Here is a 12778-nt window from a genome sequence, read left to right as displayed (position 1 = left end):
TTTAACCTTACTTAGAGTAAAGTTCGACGATCAAGTGTTCATTGATGTCAGCTGATAGGTCAGAACGCTCAGGCATACGCTTGAATGTACCTTCCATCTTGCTAGCATCTACTTCAATCCAAGTTGGCTTTTCACGTTGTTCAGCAACTTCTAGAGCCGCTTTAATACGAGATTGCTGTTTAGCTTTCTCGCGGATAGAAACAACGTCGTTTGCCGCTACTTTGAAAGAAGGAACGTTTACAACTTTACCGTTAACTAGAATAGACTTGTGGCTAACTAGTTGACGAGATTCAGCACGAGTAGCGCCAAAGCCCATACGGTAAACTACGTTATCAAGACGACCTTCAAGAAGCTGAAGCAGGTTTGCACCTGTGTTGCCTTTAAGACGTGCAGCTTCTTTGTAGTAGTTGCGGAATTGTTTTTCTAGAACGCCGTAAATACGACGAACTTTTTGCTTCTCACGAAGCTGAACGCCATACTCAGATAGACGACCGCGACGAGCGCCGTGTACACCTGGTGCGTTATCAATTTTACACTTGGTATCGATCGCACGGACACCAGACTTAAGGAATAAGTCAGTACCTTCGCGACGGCTAAGCTTCAGCTTAGGACCCAAATATCTTGCCATGATCTTTCTCCAATATTCCTAGAAACGAAACTTAAACGCGACGTTTCTTAGGTGGACGACAACCGTTATGAGGGATTGGTGTCGCATCAACAATGTTAGTGATACGGAAACCAGCAGCGTTCAGTGCACGAACAGTAGATTCGCGACCTGGACCTGGACCCTTAACCATAACTTCCAAGTTCTTTAGGCCATATTCTTTAGCCATTTCACCACAACGCTCAGCTGCAACTTGTGCTGCGAACGGAGTAGATTTACGAGAACCACGGAAACCTGAACCACCAGCTGTAGCCCATGCAAGAGCGTTGCCTTGACGGTCAGTGATAGTTACGATTGTGTTGTTGAAAGAAGCATGGATGTGCGCTACGCCATCAGCTACTTGCTTGCGTACGCGCTTACGCGCGCGAGTTGGTTGTTTTGCCATTGTACTCTACCTTATCCGACTATTTCTTGATCGGCTTGCGCGGACCCTTACGGGTGCGAGCGTTGGTTTTAGTACGCTGTCCACGTAGTGGTAGACTGCGACGATGACGAAGACCGCGGTAACAGCCAAGGTCCATAAGACGCTTGATGTTCATCGATACTTCACGACGTAGATCACCTTCTACAGTGTACTTAGCTACACCATCACGCAGTTGATCGATCTGCTCTTCAGTTAGTTCACTGATCTTAGCATCTTCAGCAATACCCACTTCAGCTAGAATAGCTTGAGAGCGAGTTTTACCGATACCGTAGATTGCAGTAAGTGCAATTACAGAATGCTTATGATCAGGAATGTTAATGCCGGCTATACGGGCCATTATTCACTCCTAAGGGGTTCATAAAAGAATTATCCGCAGCAAAGCCCGTGATGGATACGCTGCGGCATACTACTTCTTTTGCACGCAAAAGGTAGGCCGAGGAATATACTCGACTCTACCTTGTATTTCAAGTAAAAATTTCTGCTAATTAGCCTTGGCGTTGCTTATGCTTTGGCTCACTGCAAATCACGCGAACGACACCGTTACGCTTGATAACTTTACAGTTACGGCAGATTTTTTTAACGGAAGCACGAACTTTCATTGCTAAACTCCGTAATGGAATCTAAATGCTACAACCGGATTAACGGCCGTAACCTTTAAGATTCGCTTTCTTTAACACAGAATCATACTGTTGTGACATCAGATGAGTCTGTACCTGTGCCATGAAATCCATGATAACAACCACTACGATTAGTAGGGATGTGCCGCCAAAGTAGAAACGAACGTTCCACGCGACCATCATGAACTCAGGAATCAGACATATAAAAGTAATGTATAGAGCGCCCGCTAGGGTTAGTCTAGTCATCACTTTATCGATATATTTCGCTGTCTGCTCACCTGGGCGGATACCGGGTACGAATGCACCAGACTTCTTCAAGTTATCAGCTGTTTCACGTGGGTTAAACACCAACGCTGTATAGAAGAAACAGAAGAAGATTATAGCTGCTGCATAAAGCATTACATACAAAGGTTGACCTGGGCTAAGAGCTAATGACACGTCAGTTAACCAACCGAACGCGCTGCTTTCACCATTTTGACCAAACCATTGCGCTAATGTTCCTGGGAACAAAATAATACTTGATGCAAAAATCGCTGGTATAACACCTGCCATATTAATCTTAAGTGGCAAGTGAGAACTTTGTGCTGCAAACACTTTACGACCTTGTTGACGCTTCGCATAGTTAACGACGATACGACGTTGACCACGCTCCATGAAAACTACGAAGTAAATTACAGCAAAAGACAATACCGCGATAAACAACAGAAGAAGCACATGCAATTCACCTTGACGCGCTTGCTCGATTGTTTGACCGATTGCAGAAGGCAATCCAGCAACAATACCTGCAAAAATCAGAATGGAAATACCATTACCGATTCCTCGCTCAGTGATTTGTTCACCTAACCACATCAAAAACATGGTACCAGTTACTAAACTCACGGTAGCAATAAGCGTAAACATGGTTTGGTTGATAACAACCAGATTGTCGACCATGTTTGGTAAGCCTGTTGCGATACCAATAGCTTGGAATGTTGCAAGTACAAGCGTGCCGTAGCGTGTATATTGGCTTATCTTACGACGGCCTGCTTCACCCTCTTTCTTGAGTTCCGCTAACGCTGGATGAACTACAGTTAGCAATTGGACTACGATCGATGCCGAAATGTACGGCATGATACCCAATGCTAATATAGATGCACGCTCAAGAGCACCACCGGAGAACATGTTAAACATTTCTACGATGGTACCTTTTTGCTGATCGAACAAATCGGCAAGTACAGCTGCGTCAATACCAGGGATCGGCACAAAAGAGCCGGCTCGGAATACTAAAAGTGCACCAATTACGAATAACAAGCGCGACTTTAATTCACTTAAGCCGCTCTGAGCACTACGAAAATCTTTTCCTGGTTTCTTAGCCATCTGTACCTCGTTCCTCGAGATTATTCCTCGATTTTACCGCCTGCAGCTTCGATTGCAGCTTTAGCGCCTTTAGTCACGCGTAGACCTTTAACAGTCACAGCTTTGCTTAGGTCACCAGAAAGAACGATCTTAACAAACTCGATGTTCTTAGTGATAACGTTAGCAGCTTTAAGGCTGTTAAGATCAACTACGTCACCTGTTACTTTCGCTAGCTCAGCTAGACGAACTTCAGCAGACACTAGGCTCTTACGAGAAGTGAAACCGAATTTAGGTAGACGTTGTTTTAGAGGCATTTGACCGCCTTCAAAACCTGGACGAACAGAGCCGCCAGAACGTGACTTTTGACCTTTGTGACCGCGGCCACCTGTTTTACCAAGGCCAGAACCGATACCACGACCTACACGCTTCTTAGAAGGTTTAGAGCCAGCAGCCGGTGATAGAGTATTCAAACGCATTCTGATTACTCCTCAATCTTAACCATGTAGTAAACCTTGTTGATCATACCGCGTACGCACGGTGTATCTTCAAGTTCTACTGTATGGTTGATGCGACGAAGACCTAGACCTTTAAGACACGCTTTGTGCTTAGGTAGGCGACCAATTGAGCTTTTAGTTTGAGTTACTTTAATAGTTGCCATCGTGTTCTTACTCCGAAATAGATTCAACAGTTAGACCACGTTTAGCAGCAACCATTTCTGGTGACTTAACGTCTACTAGAGCACCAATCGTTGCGCGAACAACGTTGATTGGGTTCGTTGAACCGTATGCTTTAGAAAGTACGTTATGTACGCCTGCAACTTCAAGTACGGCACGCATTGCACCACCGGCAATAACACCTGTACCTTCAGCAGCTGGCTGCATGTAAACTTTAGAGCCCGAATGACGACCTTTCACCGGGTGGTGAAGAGTGCCTTCGTTAAGCGCAACAGTAACCATGTTACGACGCGCTTTTTCCATTGCTTTTTGAATCGCAGCAGGTACTTCACGAGCTTTGCCGTAACCGAAACCTACGCGACCATTACCGTCACCAACTACTGTTAGTGCAGTGAAGCTCATGATTCGACCACCTTTAACCGTCTTAGATACACGGTTAACAGCGATCAGCTTTTCTTGCAAATCATTAGCTTGTTGTTGTTCTTTAGCCATCTTCCAACCCTACCTTAGAATTTCAGACCAGCTTCGCGAGCAGAATCTGCTAGCGCCGCTACTCGACCGTGGTATTGGAAACCAGAACGATCAAATGCAACTGTAGCTACGCCTTTTTCAAGAGCGCGCTCAGCAACAGCTTTACCAACTGCTTTAGCTGCATCAACGTTACCAGTGTTCTTAACTTGCTCACGGATCGCTTTTTCTACAGTAGAAGCAGCTGCGATAACCTCAGAGCCGTTTGCCGAGATAACTTGAGCGTAAACGTGGCGAGGAGTACGGTGTACTACCAAGCGAGTTGCGCCAAGTTCTGCAATCTTACGACGTGCACGTGTAGCACGACGGATGCGAGATGCTTTCTTATCCATAGTGATACCTTACTTCTTCTTAGCTTCTTTAGTACGCACATTTTCATCTGCGTAACGAACACCTTTGCCTTTGTAAGGCTCAGGAGCACGGTAAGAACGAATGTCAGCCGCAACTTGACCTACTACTTGCTTATCGCAACCAGTAATGATGATCTCAGTTTGGCTAGGGCACTCAGCTTTAATACCTTCAGGTAGAGCGTGCTCTACTGGGTGAGAAAAACCAAGAGTTAGAGCTACAGTATTGCCTTTCATAGCAGCACGGTAACCAACACCCTTAAGAGTTAGCTTCTTAGTGAAGCCCTCAGTAACACCCACAACCATGTTATTAACTAGAGCGCGAGCTGTACCAGCCTGTGCCCATGCGTTAGTAACGCCTTCTTTCGGACCGAAAGTAAGGTTGGTTTCTTCCTGTGCAATAACTACGGCGCTGTTAAGAACGCGAGTAAGCTCACCTTTGCTACCTTTTACAGTAACTTCTTGGCCGTTTAGTTTCACCTCTACGCCAGCTGGAATAGCGACAGGTGCTTTAGCAACACGAGACATAATCTACTCCTTAAGCTACGTAACAGATGATTTCACCGCCAAGACCTGCTTTACGAGCAGCACGGTCAGACATCAGACCCTTGGAAGTAGAAACAACTGCAATACCAAGACCACCCATCACTGTAGGTAAAGAGTCTTTATTCTTATAAACTCTTAGACCAGGACGTGATACACGCTTGATTTGCTCGATTACAGGTTTAGCTTGGAAGTACTTAAGAGTAACTTCTAGCTCAGGTTTTGCTTCGCCGTCAACAGCGAAGTCTACGATGTAACCTTCAGCTTTAAGTAATGCAGCAATTGCAACTTTAAGCTTTGAAGAAGGCATTTTTACAGCAACTTTGTTTGCTGCCTGACCGTTGCGAACTCGGGTCAGCATATCCGAAATCGGATCTTGCATGCTCATAAGATTTACTCCAAATGATTAAGTGGCAATTACCAGCTAGCCTTACGAAGACCCGGAATCTCGCCTTTCATGCAAGCTTCGCGAACCTTAATACGGCTTAGACCGAATTTACGTAGGTAACCGTGTGGACGACCAGTTTGGTTGCAACGGTTGCGCTGACGTGATGCACTTGAATCACGTGGAAGAGATTGCAGTTTAAGAACCGCATTCCAACGATCTTCTTCAGATGCGTTTACATCGCTAATGATAACTTTTAGCGCAGAACGCTTTTCAGCGAACTTAACTACTAGTTTTGCACGTTTAGCTTCACGTGCTTTCATTGATTGTTTAGCCATAACAGTAACCCTACCCTTACTTACGGAATGGGAAGTTAAAGGCAGCCAGCAGAGCTCGGCCTTCCTCATCGGATCCCGCAGATGTCGTGATAGTAATATCAAGACCGCGGACACGATCGACTTTATCGTAGTCGATTTCCGGAAAGATGATTTGCTCGCGAACGCCCATGCTGTAGTTACCGCGTCCGTCAAAAGACTTAGCGCTAACACCACGGAAATCACGTACACGTGGAAGTGCGATAGAGATTAAACGCTCTAAAAATTCCCACATGCGCTCACCACGCAAGGTTACTTTACAACCGATTGGGTAGCCTTCACGAATTTTGAAACCAGCTACAGATTTACGCGCTTTAGTGATAAGTGGCTTCTGACCAGAGATCGTTGCCATATCAGCTGCTGCGTTTTCTAGCAGTTTCTTATCGTTGATTGCTTCACCAACGCCCATGTTTAGGGTGATTTTCTCAATCCTAGGGACTTGCATGACGCTTGTGTAGCTGAACTCTTTGGTAAGCTCAGCGACTACAGACGACTTGTAGTAATCATGCAGTTTCGCCATAGTAGAACTCCAAATTACTTCTAATTAGTTAGAAACAGTTTCGCCGTTAGATTTGAAGAAACGAACTTTCTTACCATCTTCGATACGGAAACCGATACGGTCTGCTTTACCAGTAGCCGTGTTAAAGACTGCAACGTTAGAAGCATCAATAGCTGCTTCTTGTTCAACGATGCCACCTTGTTGACCTAGAGCCGGAACCGGCTTTTGGTGTTTTTTAACAAGATTGATGCCTTCAACAACAACTTTACCAGTTGTCAGAACCTTAGTTACTTTACCTTTCTTGCCTTTATCTTTACCAGCAAGAATGATTACTTCGTCATTACGACGGATTTTAGCTGCCATGTTGCCGCTCCTTACAGAACTTCAGGTGCTAGTGATACAATCTTCATGAATTTCGCGTTACGAAGTTCACGAGTCACAGGACCAAAGATACGTGTGCCGACTGGTTGCTCAGTAGTGTCATTTAACAATACACAAGCATTACTGTCGAAGCGAATGACAGAACCGTCTGGGCGACGAACGCCTTTACGGGTGCGCACTACTACCGCCTTCAGAACATCACCTTTCTTTACTTTACCGCGAGGAATCGCTTCCTTCACTGTAACCTTGATGACGTCACCGATATGTGCATAACGGCGGTGAGAGCCACCCAGAACCTTAATACACATTACCTTGCGCGCGCCAGAGTTATCTGCTGCGTCAAGTGTACTTTGCATCTGGATCATTGTTAGTGCTCCGCTAAATATTAAAACTAGACCCTCTCGGGTCGGGCTGCCTCTTTAAAAGGGACGCGAATTGTACCACCCTTTTTTTAAATTGGGTAGACAAAAAACAAGCGGCTCCAAAAAATTATTTGGAGCCGCTTTAAGTCATAGAATTACAAAGATTAAATCTTCGCTTTTTCTAGAACTTTAACCAATGTCCAAGACTTAGTCTTAGACAGAGGACGACACTCAGCGATTTCAACTTTGTCGCCTAGGCCACAAGTGTTGTCTTCGTCGTGTGCGTGTACTTTAGTCGTGCGTTTGATGAACTTACCGTAAATTGGGTGTTTTACAGTACGCTCAATAGCAACAACGATAGACTTGTCCATCTTGTCACTTACTACACGGCCTTGCTGGATGCGGTTAGTTTCGCTCATTATGCGCCTGCCTTTTCAGTCAAAACAGTTTTCACACGTGCGATGTCACGGCGTACAGCTTTTAGAGTATGAGTTTGCTGTAGTTGACCAGTTGCAGCTTGCATGCGCAAGTTAAACTGTTCACGTAGCAAATTCAATAGCTCAGCGTTAAGCTCTTCAACGTTCTTTTCGCGTAGATCTTGTGCTTTCATCACATCACCTGCTTAGTTACAAAAGTAGTTTTAACAGGCAGTTTACGTGCCGCTAGGCGGAACGCTTCACGTGCCAACTCTTCAGGTACGCCATTCATCTCGTACATAACTTTGCCTGGTTGGATTTGAGCAACCCAGTACGCAACTGAACCTTTACCTTTACCTTGACGAACTTCAAGAGGCTTTTCAGTAATCGGTTTGTCTGGGAACACACGGATCCAGATTTGACCTTGACGCTTAATGTGACGTGTCATAGCACGACGTGCCGCTTCGATTTGACGTGCAGTCAGACGACCACGGCCAACAGCTTTAAGACCGAATTCGCCGAAGCTCACTTCAGTACCTTTAGCTAGACCACGGTTACGACCAGTCATAACCTTGCGGAACTTAGTACGTTTTGGTTGTAGCATCGTTCGACTCCTTACTTACGGCCTTTACGCTGCTTCTTAGGCTTATCGCCTTTAGGCTCTACTGCGTTAGCAGCTGGCATACCGCCTAGAATCTCACCTTTGAAGATCCAAACTTTAATGCCGATCACACCGTATTGAGTGTGAGCCGAAGAAGTTGCGTAATCAATGTCTGCACGTAGAGTGTGTAGAGGCACACGGCCTTCACGGTACCACTCTGAACGTGCGATTTCAGCGCCGCCAAGACGGCCGCCTACTTGTACTTTGATGCCTTTAGCGCCTAGACGCATAGCATTTTGTACCGCACGCTTCATTGCACGACGGAACATAACACGACGCTCTAGTTGAGACGCGATGCTATCAGCTACAAGCTGACCATCTAACTCAGGTTTACGTACTTCAGCGATGTTAATCTGCGCTGGTACACCTGCGATTTTAGCTACAGCTGCACGTAGTTTCTCTACGTCTTCACCTTTCTTACCGATAACAACGCCAGGGCGAGCAGTGTGAATAGTCACACGGATGCTCTTAGCTGGACGCTCGATAACGATACGAGATAATGATGCTTTTTGTAGTTCCTTAGTAAGGAACTGACGTACCTTGAAGTCGCCGTCTAGGTTGTCAGCGAATTCGTTGGTATTAGCAAACCATGTAGCATTCCAAGGCTTAACGATGCCAAGACGAATACCATTAGGATGTACTTTCTGACCCATTGCTTAATCTCCTAGTCTTTAGCGATCTGCTACAACAATAGTGATGTGGCTTGAACGCTTCAAGATACGATCCGCACGACCTTTAGCACGAGGCATAATGCGCTTCATGATAGGGCCCTCATCTACGAAGATTTTAGCGACATTTAGATCGTCGATATCTGCACCTTCGTTATGTTCCGCGTTAGCGATAGCTGACTCAAGAACTTTCTTAACTAGTACAGCAGCTTTTTTGTTGCTGAAAGTTAGAATTTCTAGAGCCTGGTCTACCGACTTACCGCGAATTTGGTCTGCAACTAAGCGAGCTTTCTGTGGAGAAATACGAGCAAAGTTATGTTTAGCTAAAGCTTCCATCATCTACTCCTTATTTCTTCTTAGCTTTCTTATCTGCAGCATGACCGCGATAAGTACGAGTTGGTGCAAATTCGCCCAGTTTGTGACCGATCATTTCTTCGGTAACGAAAACTGGAACGTGCTGACGACCATTATGGACAGCGATGGTCAAACCAATCATTGTTGGGATGATCATTGAGCGACGGGACCAAGTCTTAATAGGCTTTTTGTCTCCGCTTTCCACCGCTTTCTCTACCTTCTTCAGCAAGTGTAGGTCAATAAAAGGACCTTTCTTGAGAGAACGTGGCATGGCGATTCCTCTTTATAGATTATTTATTACGACGACGTACGATGTACTTGTCAGTGCGTTTGTTCTTACGAGTCTTGAAGCCCTTAGTAGGAACGCCCCAAGGAGAAACTGGGTGACGACCACCAGATGTGCGGCCTTCACCACCACCATGTGGGTGATCCACCGGGTTCATTACTACACCACGTACGGTTGGACGTACGCCGCGCCAGCGTGAAGCACCAGCTTTACCAAGTTCACGTAGCATATGCTCAGAGTTACCAACTTCACCGATCGTTGCACGACCTTCAGAAAGTACTTTGCGCATCTCACCAGAACGTAGACGGATAGTTACGTATGCACCATCGCGAGCGATGATTTGTACATATGCACCAGCCGAACGAGCTAGTTGAGCACCTTTACCAGGCTTAAGTTCAACACAGTGTACAGTAGAACCTACTGGGATGTTGCGCATCGGCAGAGTGTTACCTGCTTTGATTGGCGCATCAGAACCAGATTGAATCTGGTCACCTGCGTTAACACCTTTAGGTGCAATGATGTAACGACGCTCACCGTCTGCGTACAGAACTAGAGCGATGTTAGCACTACGGTTTGGATCGTATTCTAAACGCTCAACTTTCGCTGGGATACCGTCTTTAGTACGTTTGAAGTCAATCAAACGGTAATGGTGCTTATGACCACCACCGATGTGACGTACTGTGATACGACCGTTGTTGTTACGACCACCGTTCTTAGAGTTTTTCTCTAGAAGTGGTGCGTATGGCTTACCCTTGTGCAGGTCAGCGTTAACAACTTTAACGACGTGACGACGACCAGGGGAAGTCGGCTTACATTTAACAATAGCCATTTTTACTACTCCTGTTATTCCGCGCCGCCAACGAAGTCAAGATCTTGACCTTCTTTCAAAGTAACGTAGGCTTTTTTCACGTCTGAACGACGGCCTTCACGCATACCTTGACGTTTGGTCTTACCCTTTTGTACAAGAGTATTTACTGACTTAACTTCAACTTCAAATAGCTTTTCTACAGCTGCTTTGATCTCTTTCTTAGTTGCATCTTTAGCTACTTTGAAAACGATAGTGTTCGCTTTCTCAGCCGCCATAGTTGCTTTTTCAGAGATGTGCGGAGCACGTAGAACTTTTAAGATACGTTCTTCAGTGATCATGCTAGCATCTCCTCAACTTGCTTAACTGCGTCAGCAGTCATTAGAACCTTGTCGAATGCAATTAGAGATACTGGATCAATACCAGCAACGTCACGTGCGTCAACTTTGTACAGGTTACGAGCAGCTAAGAATAGATTTTCATCTACTTCGCCAGTTACAATCAGAACGTCATTAAGCTGAAGCTCATTAAGCTTAGCTAAAAGTTCTTTTGTTTTTGGTGCTTCTACAGAGAAGTTATCAACAACGATTAGACGCTCTTGACGAATCAACTCAGAAAGAATGCTTTTCATAGCACCGCGGTACATTTTCTTGTTAACTTTTTGGCTGTGATCTTGTGGTTTCGCAGCAAAAGTAACACCACCTGTACGCCAGATTGGGCTACGAATTGTACCAGCACGTGCACGGCCAGTACCTTTTTGGCGCCATGGCTTAGCACCGCCGCCTGATACTTCAGAACGAGTCTTTTGAGCACGAGTACCTTGACGAGCACCTGCTGCATACGCAACAACTACTTGATGTACTAGAGCTTCGTTAAAGTCACGTCCGAAAGTAGTCTCGGAAACAGTTAGTGCATCAGCACCTTTAACCATCAATTCCATTACTTACTCCTAGACGTTATGCTTTAACAGCAGGTTTTACGATCACGTTACCGCCTGTTGAGCCTGGTACTGCACCTTTAATAAGGAGTAGATTGCGCTCAGCGTCAACACGTACGATCTCTAGGTTTTGAGTCGTTACACGCTCAGCACCCATGTGACCTGCCATTTTCTTGCCTTTAAACACGCGGCCTGGAGTTTGACATTGGCCAATTGAACCCGGTGCGCGGTGAGACAAAGAGTTACCGTGAGTCATATCTTGAGTAGAGAAGTTCCAACGCTTGATAGCGCCTTGGAAGCCTTTACCTTTAGATGTACCAGTAACGTCTACTTTTTTAATTTCGTTGAAAAGTTCTACGTTTAGCTCAGCGCCAACTTCAAACTCTTCGCCGTTTTCTAAACGGAATTCCCAAAGACCGCGACCTGCTTCAACACCCGCTTTCGCGAAGTGACCAGCTTCAGGTTTAGTTACACGGTTAGCTTTCTTAGCACCAGTAGTTACTTGGATTGCTGCGTAGCCGTCTGTCTCAAGAGTTTTAACTTGAGAAATACGGTTCGCTTCAACCTCAACAACAGTTACTGGGATAGAAACGCCTTCTTCGGTAAATACGCGGGTCATACCCACTTTACGTCCGACTAGACCAATCATTATTCTTATCTCCCTTAACCTAGGCTGATTTGAACATCAACGCCAGCTGCAAGATCAAGACGCATTAGAGCATCAACAGTTTTATCTGTTGGCTCAACGATGTCGATCAAACGCTTGTGAGTACGAATTTCGTACTGGTCACGTGCATCTTTGTTGACGTGTGGAGAGGTAAGAACAGTGAAACGCTCTTTACGAGTAGGAAGTGGAATAGGACCACGAACCTGTGCGCCAGTACGTTTTGCTGTTTCAACGATTTCCGCAGTTGAAGCATCGATTAACTTGTAATCAAACGCTTTAAGGCGGATACGAATACGTTGGTTCTGCATGAGACAGAGCTCCAATTATTAAAAATTACACAAACAATATCGCCACTCAAGCTCGAAAGAACGAGAGAATGCCGATTGATTTATGTGAAACCGTAGCATCCAAAATCAGGACGCATTGTCAGTTAACTTTTGAAGTAAACACAAGGTTTACTATTTTTATTAACCGCGAACATAAGCTGAGTATACATTACTAGGTAAGACCTACTCCTCAGTGCTCATTGGTTCACAAACCGGCGTTAGCCAGTGCGATGCATTATACAGATCACATTTTGGTATGCAAGTGGCGTTGGAAAAATAATCGGAATATATTTGATGGAAGCAATCGATGGTAGCTGAATGACGAAAGTCGAATAGCAAAGAACGGGGAACACTTGGGGAATTGTAGAAACGAAAAAGGTTAGAAAAATAAAAGGGAAGCCGAAGCTTCCCTTTTTTAATGCAGTTCTTCTAATGAAGAGTGTGCAAAATCAATACGCGATTAAGCGAAGATTTTAGCTACAACACCAGCACCAACTGTACGGCCACCTTCGCGGATTGCGAAAC

At 45.3% G+C, this 12778-nt stretch carries 26 protein-coding genes and 1 pseudogene; all 27 read right to left on the bottom strand.

The features are described from left to right. Positions 1 to 7: 7 nt before the first annotated feature. A complete protein-coding gene (rpsD, locus tag ED652_RS10485; RefSeq protein WP_017076303.1) occupies positions 8 to 628 on the bottom strand; it encodes a 30S ribosomal protein S4 in 621 nt (206 codons plus the stop codon). A gap of 31 nt (positions 629 to 659) precedes the next feature. Next, on the bottom strand, positions 660 to 1049 hold the full coding sequence (gene rpsK, locus ED652_RS10480) for a 30S ribosomal protein S11 (protein ID WP_004738778.1): 390 nt from the start codon (positions 1047 to 1049) through the stop codon (positions 660 to 662). Between the two features lie 19 nt (positions 1050 to 1068). Beyond that, positions 1069 to 1425 carry a 30S ribosomal protein S13 gene (rpsM, locus tag ED652_RS10475; protein WP_004738779.1) on the bottom strand — a complete coding sequence of 119 codons (357 nt, stop codon included), beginning with the start codon at positions 1423 to 1425 and terminating at the stop codon, positions 1069 to 1071. 148 nt (positions 1426 to 1573) lie between these two features. Further along, complete coding sequence (gene rpmJ / locus ED652_RS10470; RefSeq protein WP_000868186.1) at positions 1574 to 1687, bottom strand: 50S ribosomal protein L36; 114 nt, start codon at positions 1685 to 1687, stop codon at positions 1574 to 1576. Between the two features lie 39 nt (positions 1688 to 1726). After that, a complete protein-coding gene (secY, locus tag ED652_RS10465) occupies positions 1727 to 3061 on the bottom strand; it encodes a preprotein translocase subunit SecY (RefSeq protein ID WP_004736759.1) in 1335 nt (444 codons plus the stop codon). Positions 3062 to 3081: 20 nt separating this feature from the next. After that, positions 3082 to 3516 (bottom strand): 50S ribosomal protein L15, encoded by a 435-nt coding sequence (rplO, locus tag ED652_RS10460; RefSeq protein ID WP_004736758.1) that lies wholly within the window; start codon positions 3514 to 3516, stop codon positions 3082 to 3084. A 5-nt stretch (positions 3517 to 3521) separates the two neighbouring features. Continuing rightward, positions 3522 to 3698 (bottom strand): 50S ribosomal protein L30, encoded by a 177-nt coding sequence (rpmD, locus tag ED652_RS10455; RefSeq protein ID WP_004736756.1) that lies wholly within the window; start codon positions 3696 to 3698, stop codon positions 3522 to 3524. A gap of 7 nt (positions 3699 to 3705) precedes the next feature. Beyond that, positions 3706 to 4206 carry a 30S ribosomal protein S5 gene (gene rpsE / locus ED652_RS10450; protein WP_004736754.1) on the bottom strand — a complete coding sequence of 167 codons (501 nt, stop codon included), beginning with the start codon at positions 4204 to 4206 and terminating at the stop codon, positions 3706 to 3708. A 14-nt stretch (positions 4207 to 4220) separates the two neighbouring features. Beyond that, on the bottom strand, positions 4221 to 4574 hold the full coding sequence (gene rplR / locus ED652_RS10445) for a 50S ribosomal protein L18 (RefSeq protein ID WP_017104678.1): 354 nt from the start codon (positions 4572 to 4574) through the stop codon (positions 4221 to 4223). Positions 4575 to 4583: 9 nt separating this feature from the next. Next, entirely contained in the window at positions 4584 to 5117 is a 534-nt protein-coding gene (gene rplF, locus ED652_RS10440; RefSeq protein ID WP_017104677.1) for a 50S ribosomal protein L6, read from the bottom strand. A 10-nt stretch (positions 5118 to 5127) separates the two neighbouring features. Next, entirely contained in the window at positions 5128 to 5520 is a 393-nt protein-coding gene (gene rpsH, locus ED652_RS10435; RefSeq protein ID WP_017104676.1) for a 30S ribosomal protein S8, read from the bottom strand. Between the two features lie 29 nt (positions 5521 to 5549). After that, on the bottom strand, positions 5550 to 5855 hold the full coding sequence (rpsN, locus tag ED652_RS10430; RefSeq protein WP_004736747.1) for a 30S ribosomal protein S14: 306 nt from the start codon (positions 5853 to 5855) through the stop codon (positions 5550 to 5552). A 16-nt stretch (positions 5856 to 5871) separates the two neighbouring features. Next, a complete protein-coding gene (gene rplE / locus ED652_RS10425; RefSeq protein ID WP_004738790.1) occupies positions 5872 to 6411 on the bottom strand; it encodes a 50S ribosomal protein L5 in 540 nt (179 codons plus the stop codon). Positions 6412 to 6435: 24 nt separating this feature from the next. Further along, a complete protein-coding gene (gene rplX, locus ED652_RS10420; RefSeq protein WP_017108547.1) occupies positions 6436 to 6753 on the bottom strand; it encodes a 50S ribosomal protein L24 in 318 nt (105 codons plus the stop codon). An 11-nt stretch (positions 6754 to 6764) separates the two neighbouring features. Beyond that, the gene (rplN, locus tag ED652_RS10415; protein ID WP_004736740.1) at positions 6765 to 7136 is read right to left on the bottom strand and encodes a 50S ribosomal protein L14; all 372 of its coding nucleotides are present in this window, start codon (positions 7134 to 7136) and stop codon (positions 6765 to 6767) included. A 161-nt stretch (positions 7137 to 7297) separates the two neighbouring features. Continuing rightward, a complete protein-coding gene (gene rpsQ, locus ED652_RS10410) occupies positions 7298 to 7552 on the bottom strand; it encodes a 30S ribosomal protein S17 (RefSeq protein WP_004736739.1) in 255 nt (84 codons plus the stop codon). Continuing rightward, complete coding sequence (gene rpmC, locus ED652_RS10405; protein ID WP_004736737.1) at positions 7552 to 7743, bottom strand: 50S ribosomal protein L29; 192 nt, start codon at positions 7741 to 7743, stop codon at positions 7552 to 7554. The genes rpsQ and rpmC overlap by 1 nt, the downstream gene beginning before the upstream one ends. After that, on the bottom strand, positions 7743 to 8153 hold the full coding sequence (gene rplP, locus ED652_RS10400) for a 50S ribosomal protein L16 (RefSeq protein WP_004736736.1): 411 nt from the start codon (positions 8151 to 8153) through the stop codon (positions 7743 to 7745). Before rplP ends, rpmC begins: the two co-directional genes overlap by 1 nt. 11 nt (positions 8154 to 8164) lie before the next feature. After that, positions 8165 to 8863 (bottom strand): 30S ribosomal protein S3, encoded by a 699-nt coding sequence (gene rpsC / locus ED652_RS10395; protein WP_004736734.1) that lies wholly within the window; start codon positions 8861 to 8863, stop codon positions 8165 to 8167. 18 nt (positions 8864 to 8881) lie between these two features. Then, complete coding sequence (rplV, locus tag ED652_RS10390) at positions 8882 to 9214, bottom strand: 50S ribosomal protein L22 (RefSeq protein WP_004736732.1); 333 nt, start codon at positions 9212 to 9214, stop codon at positions 8882 to 8884. A 10-nt stretch (positions 9215 to 9224) separates the two neighbouring features. Further along, entirely contained in the window at positions 9225 to 9503 is a 279-nt protein-coding gene (gene rpsS, locus ED652_RS10385) for a 30S ribosomal protein S19 (protein WP_004736729.1), read from the bottom strand. Between the two features lie 19 nt (positions 9504 to 9522). Further along, positions 9523 to 10347 carry a 50S ribosomal protein L2 gene (rplB, locus tag ED652_RS10380; RefSeq protein ID WP_017104674.1) on the bottom strand — a complete coding sequence of 275 codons (825 nt, stop codon included), beginning with the start codon at positions 10345 to 10347 and terminating at the stop codon, positions 9523 to 9525. A gap of 14 nt (positions 10348 to 10361) precedes the next feature. Next, on the bottom strand, positions 10362 to 10664 hold the full coding sequence (rplW, locus tag ED652_RS10375) for a 50S ribosomal protein L23 (protein ID WP_004738802.1): 303 nt from the start codon (positions 10662 to 10664) through the stop codon (positions 10362 to 10364). Next, the gene (gene rplD / locus ED652_RS10370) at positions 10661 to 11263 is read right to left on the bottom strand and encodes a 50S ribosomal protein L4 (protein WP_017104673.1); all 603 of its coding nucleotides are present in this window, start codon (positions 11261 to 11263) and stop codon (positions 10661 to 10663) included. Before rplD ends, rplW begins: the two co-directional genes overlap by 4 nt. A gap of 16 nt (positions 11264 to 11279) precedes the next feature. After that, positions 11280 to 11909 carry a 50S ribosomal protein L3 gene (rplC, locus tag ED652_RS10365; RefSeq protein WP_004736763.1) on the bottom strand — a complete coding sequence of 210 codons (630 nt, stop codon included), beginning with the start codon at positions 11907 to 11909 and terminating at the stop codon, positions 11280 to 11282. 14 nt (positions 11910 to 11923) lie between these two features. Next, on the bottom strand, positions 11924 to 12235 hold the full coding sequence (rpsJ, locus tag ED652_RS10360) for a 30S ribosomal protein S10 (RefSeq protein ID WP_004736761.1): 312 nt from the start codon (positions 12233 to 12235) through the stop codon (positions 11924 to 11926). Positions 12236 to 12713: 478 nt separating this feature from the next. Further along, positions 12714 to 12778: pseudogene (locus tag ED652_RS10355) on the bottom strand (elongation factor Tu); the annotation flags it as partial.

The organism is Vibrio sp. Evd11 (assembly GCF_900382755.1).
In the GTDB taxonomy this organism is placed as follows: Bacteria; Pseudomonadota; Gammaproteobacteria; order Enterobacterales; family Vibrionaceae; genus Vibrio; species Vibrio lentus.
The sequence above is the reverse complement of the archived record's forward strand: the minus strand, read 5'-3'. Positions and strand labels throughout refer to the sequence as shown.

Bases quoted from the DNA above. Each gene is read 5' to 3' on its own strand.
- rpsD (WP_017076303.1), bottom strand. From the start codon at position 628: ATGGCAAGATATTTGGGTCCTAAGCTGAAGCTTAGCCGTCGCGAAGGT.
- rpsK (WP_004738778.1), bottom strand. From the start codon at position 1,049: ATGGCAAAACAACCAACTCGCGCGCGTAAGCGCGTACGCAAGCAAGTA.
- rpsM (WP_004738779.1), bottom strand. From the start codon at position 1,425: ATGGCCCGTATAGCCGGCATTAACATTCCTGATCATAAGCATTCTGTA.
- rpmJ (WP_000868186.1), bottom strand. From the start codon at position 1,687: ATGAAAGTTCGTGCTTCCGTTAAAAAAATCTGCCGTAACTGTAAAGTT.
- secY (WP_004736759.1), bottom strand. From the start codon at position 3,061: ATGGCTAAGAAACCAGGAAAAGATTTTCGTAGTGCTCAGAGCGGCTTA.
- rplO (WP_004736758.1), bottom strand. From the start codon at position 3,516: ATGCGTTTGAATACTCTATCACCGGCTGCTGGCTCTAAACCTTCTAAG.
- rpmD (WP_004736756.1), bottom strand. From the start codon at position 3,698: ATGGCAACTATTAAAGTAACTCAAACTAAAAGCTCAATTGGTCGCCTA.
- rpsE (WP_004736754.1), bottom strand. From the start codon at position 4,206: ATGGCTAAAGAACAACAACAAGCTAATGATTTGCAAGAAAAGCTGATC.
- rplR (WP_017104678.1), bottom strand. From the start codon at position 4,574: ATGGATAAGAAAGCATCTCGCATCCGTCGTGCTACACGTGCACGTCGT.
- rplF (WP_017104677.1), bottom strand. From the start codon at position 5,117: ATGTCTCGTGTTGCTAAAGCACCTGTCGCTATTCCAGCTGGCGTAGAG.
- rpsH (WP_017104676.1), bottom strand. From the start codon at position 5,520: ATGAGCATGCAAGATCCGATTTCGGATATGCTGACCCGAGTTCGCAAC.
- rpsN (WP_004736747.1), bottom strand. From the start codon at position 5,855: ATGGCTAAACAATCAATGAAAGCACGTGAAGCTAAACGTGCAAAACTA.
- rplE (WP_004738790.1), bottom strand. From the start codon at position 6,411: ATGGCGAAACTGCATGATTACTACAAGTCGTCTGTAGTCGCTGAGCTT.
- rplX (WP_017108547.1), bottom strand. From the start codon at position 6,753: ATGGCAGCTAAAATCCGTCGTAATGACGAAGTAATCATTCTTGCTGGT.
- rplN (WP_004736740.1), bottom strand. From the start codon at position 7,136: ATGATCCAGATGCAAAGTACACTTGACGCAGCAGATAACTCTGGCGCG.
- rpsQ (WP_004736739.1), bottom strand. From the start codon at position 7,552: ATGAGCGAAACTAACCGCATCCAGCAAGGCCGTGTAGTAAGTGACAAG.
- rpmC (WP_004736737.1), bottom strand. From the start codon at position 7,743: ATGAAAGCACAAGATCTACGCGAAAAGAACGTTGAAGAGCTTAACGCT.
- rplP (WP_004736736.1), bottom strand. From the start codon at position 8,153: ATGCTACAACCAAAACGTACTAAGTTCCGCAAGGTTATGACTGGTCGT.
- rpsC (WP_004736734.1), bottom strand. From the start codon at position 8,863: ATGGGTCAGAAAGTACATCCTAATGGTATTCGTCTTGGCATCGTTAAG.
- rplV (WP_004736732.1), bottom strand. From the start codon at position 9,214: ATGGAAGCTTTAGCTAAACATAACTTTGCTCGTATTTCTCCACAGAAA.
- rpsS (WP_004736729.1), bottom strand. From the start codon at position 9,503: ATGCCACGTTCTCTCAAGAAAGGTCCTTTTATTGACCTACACTTGCTG.
- rplB (WP_017104674.1), bottom strand. From the start codon at position 10,347: ATGGCTATTGTTAAATGTAAGCCGACTTCCCCTGGTCGTCGTCACGTC.
- rplW (WP_004738802.1), bottom strand. From the start codon at position 10,664: ATGATCACTGAAGAACGTATCTTAAAAGTTCTACGTGCTCCGCACATC.
- rplD (WP_017104673.1), bottom strand. From the start codon at position 11,263: ATGGAATTGATGGTTAAAGGTGCTGATGCACTAACTGTTTCCGAGACT.
- rplC (WP_004736763.1), bottom strand. From the start codon at position 11,909: ATGATTGGTCTAGTCGGACGTAAAGTGGGTATGACCCGCGTATTTACC.
- rpsJ (WP_004736761.1), bottom strand. From the start codon at position 12,235: ATGCAGAACCAACGTATTCGTATCCGCCTTAAAGCGTTTGATTACAAG.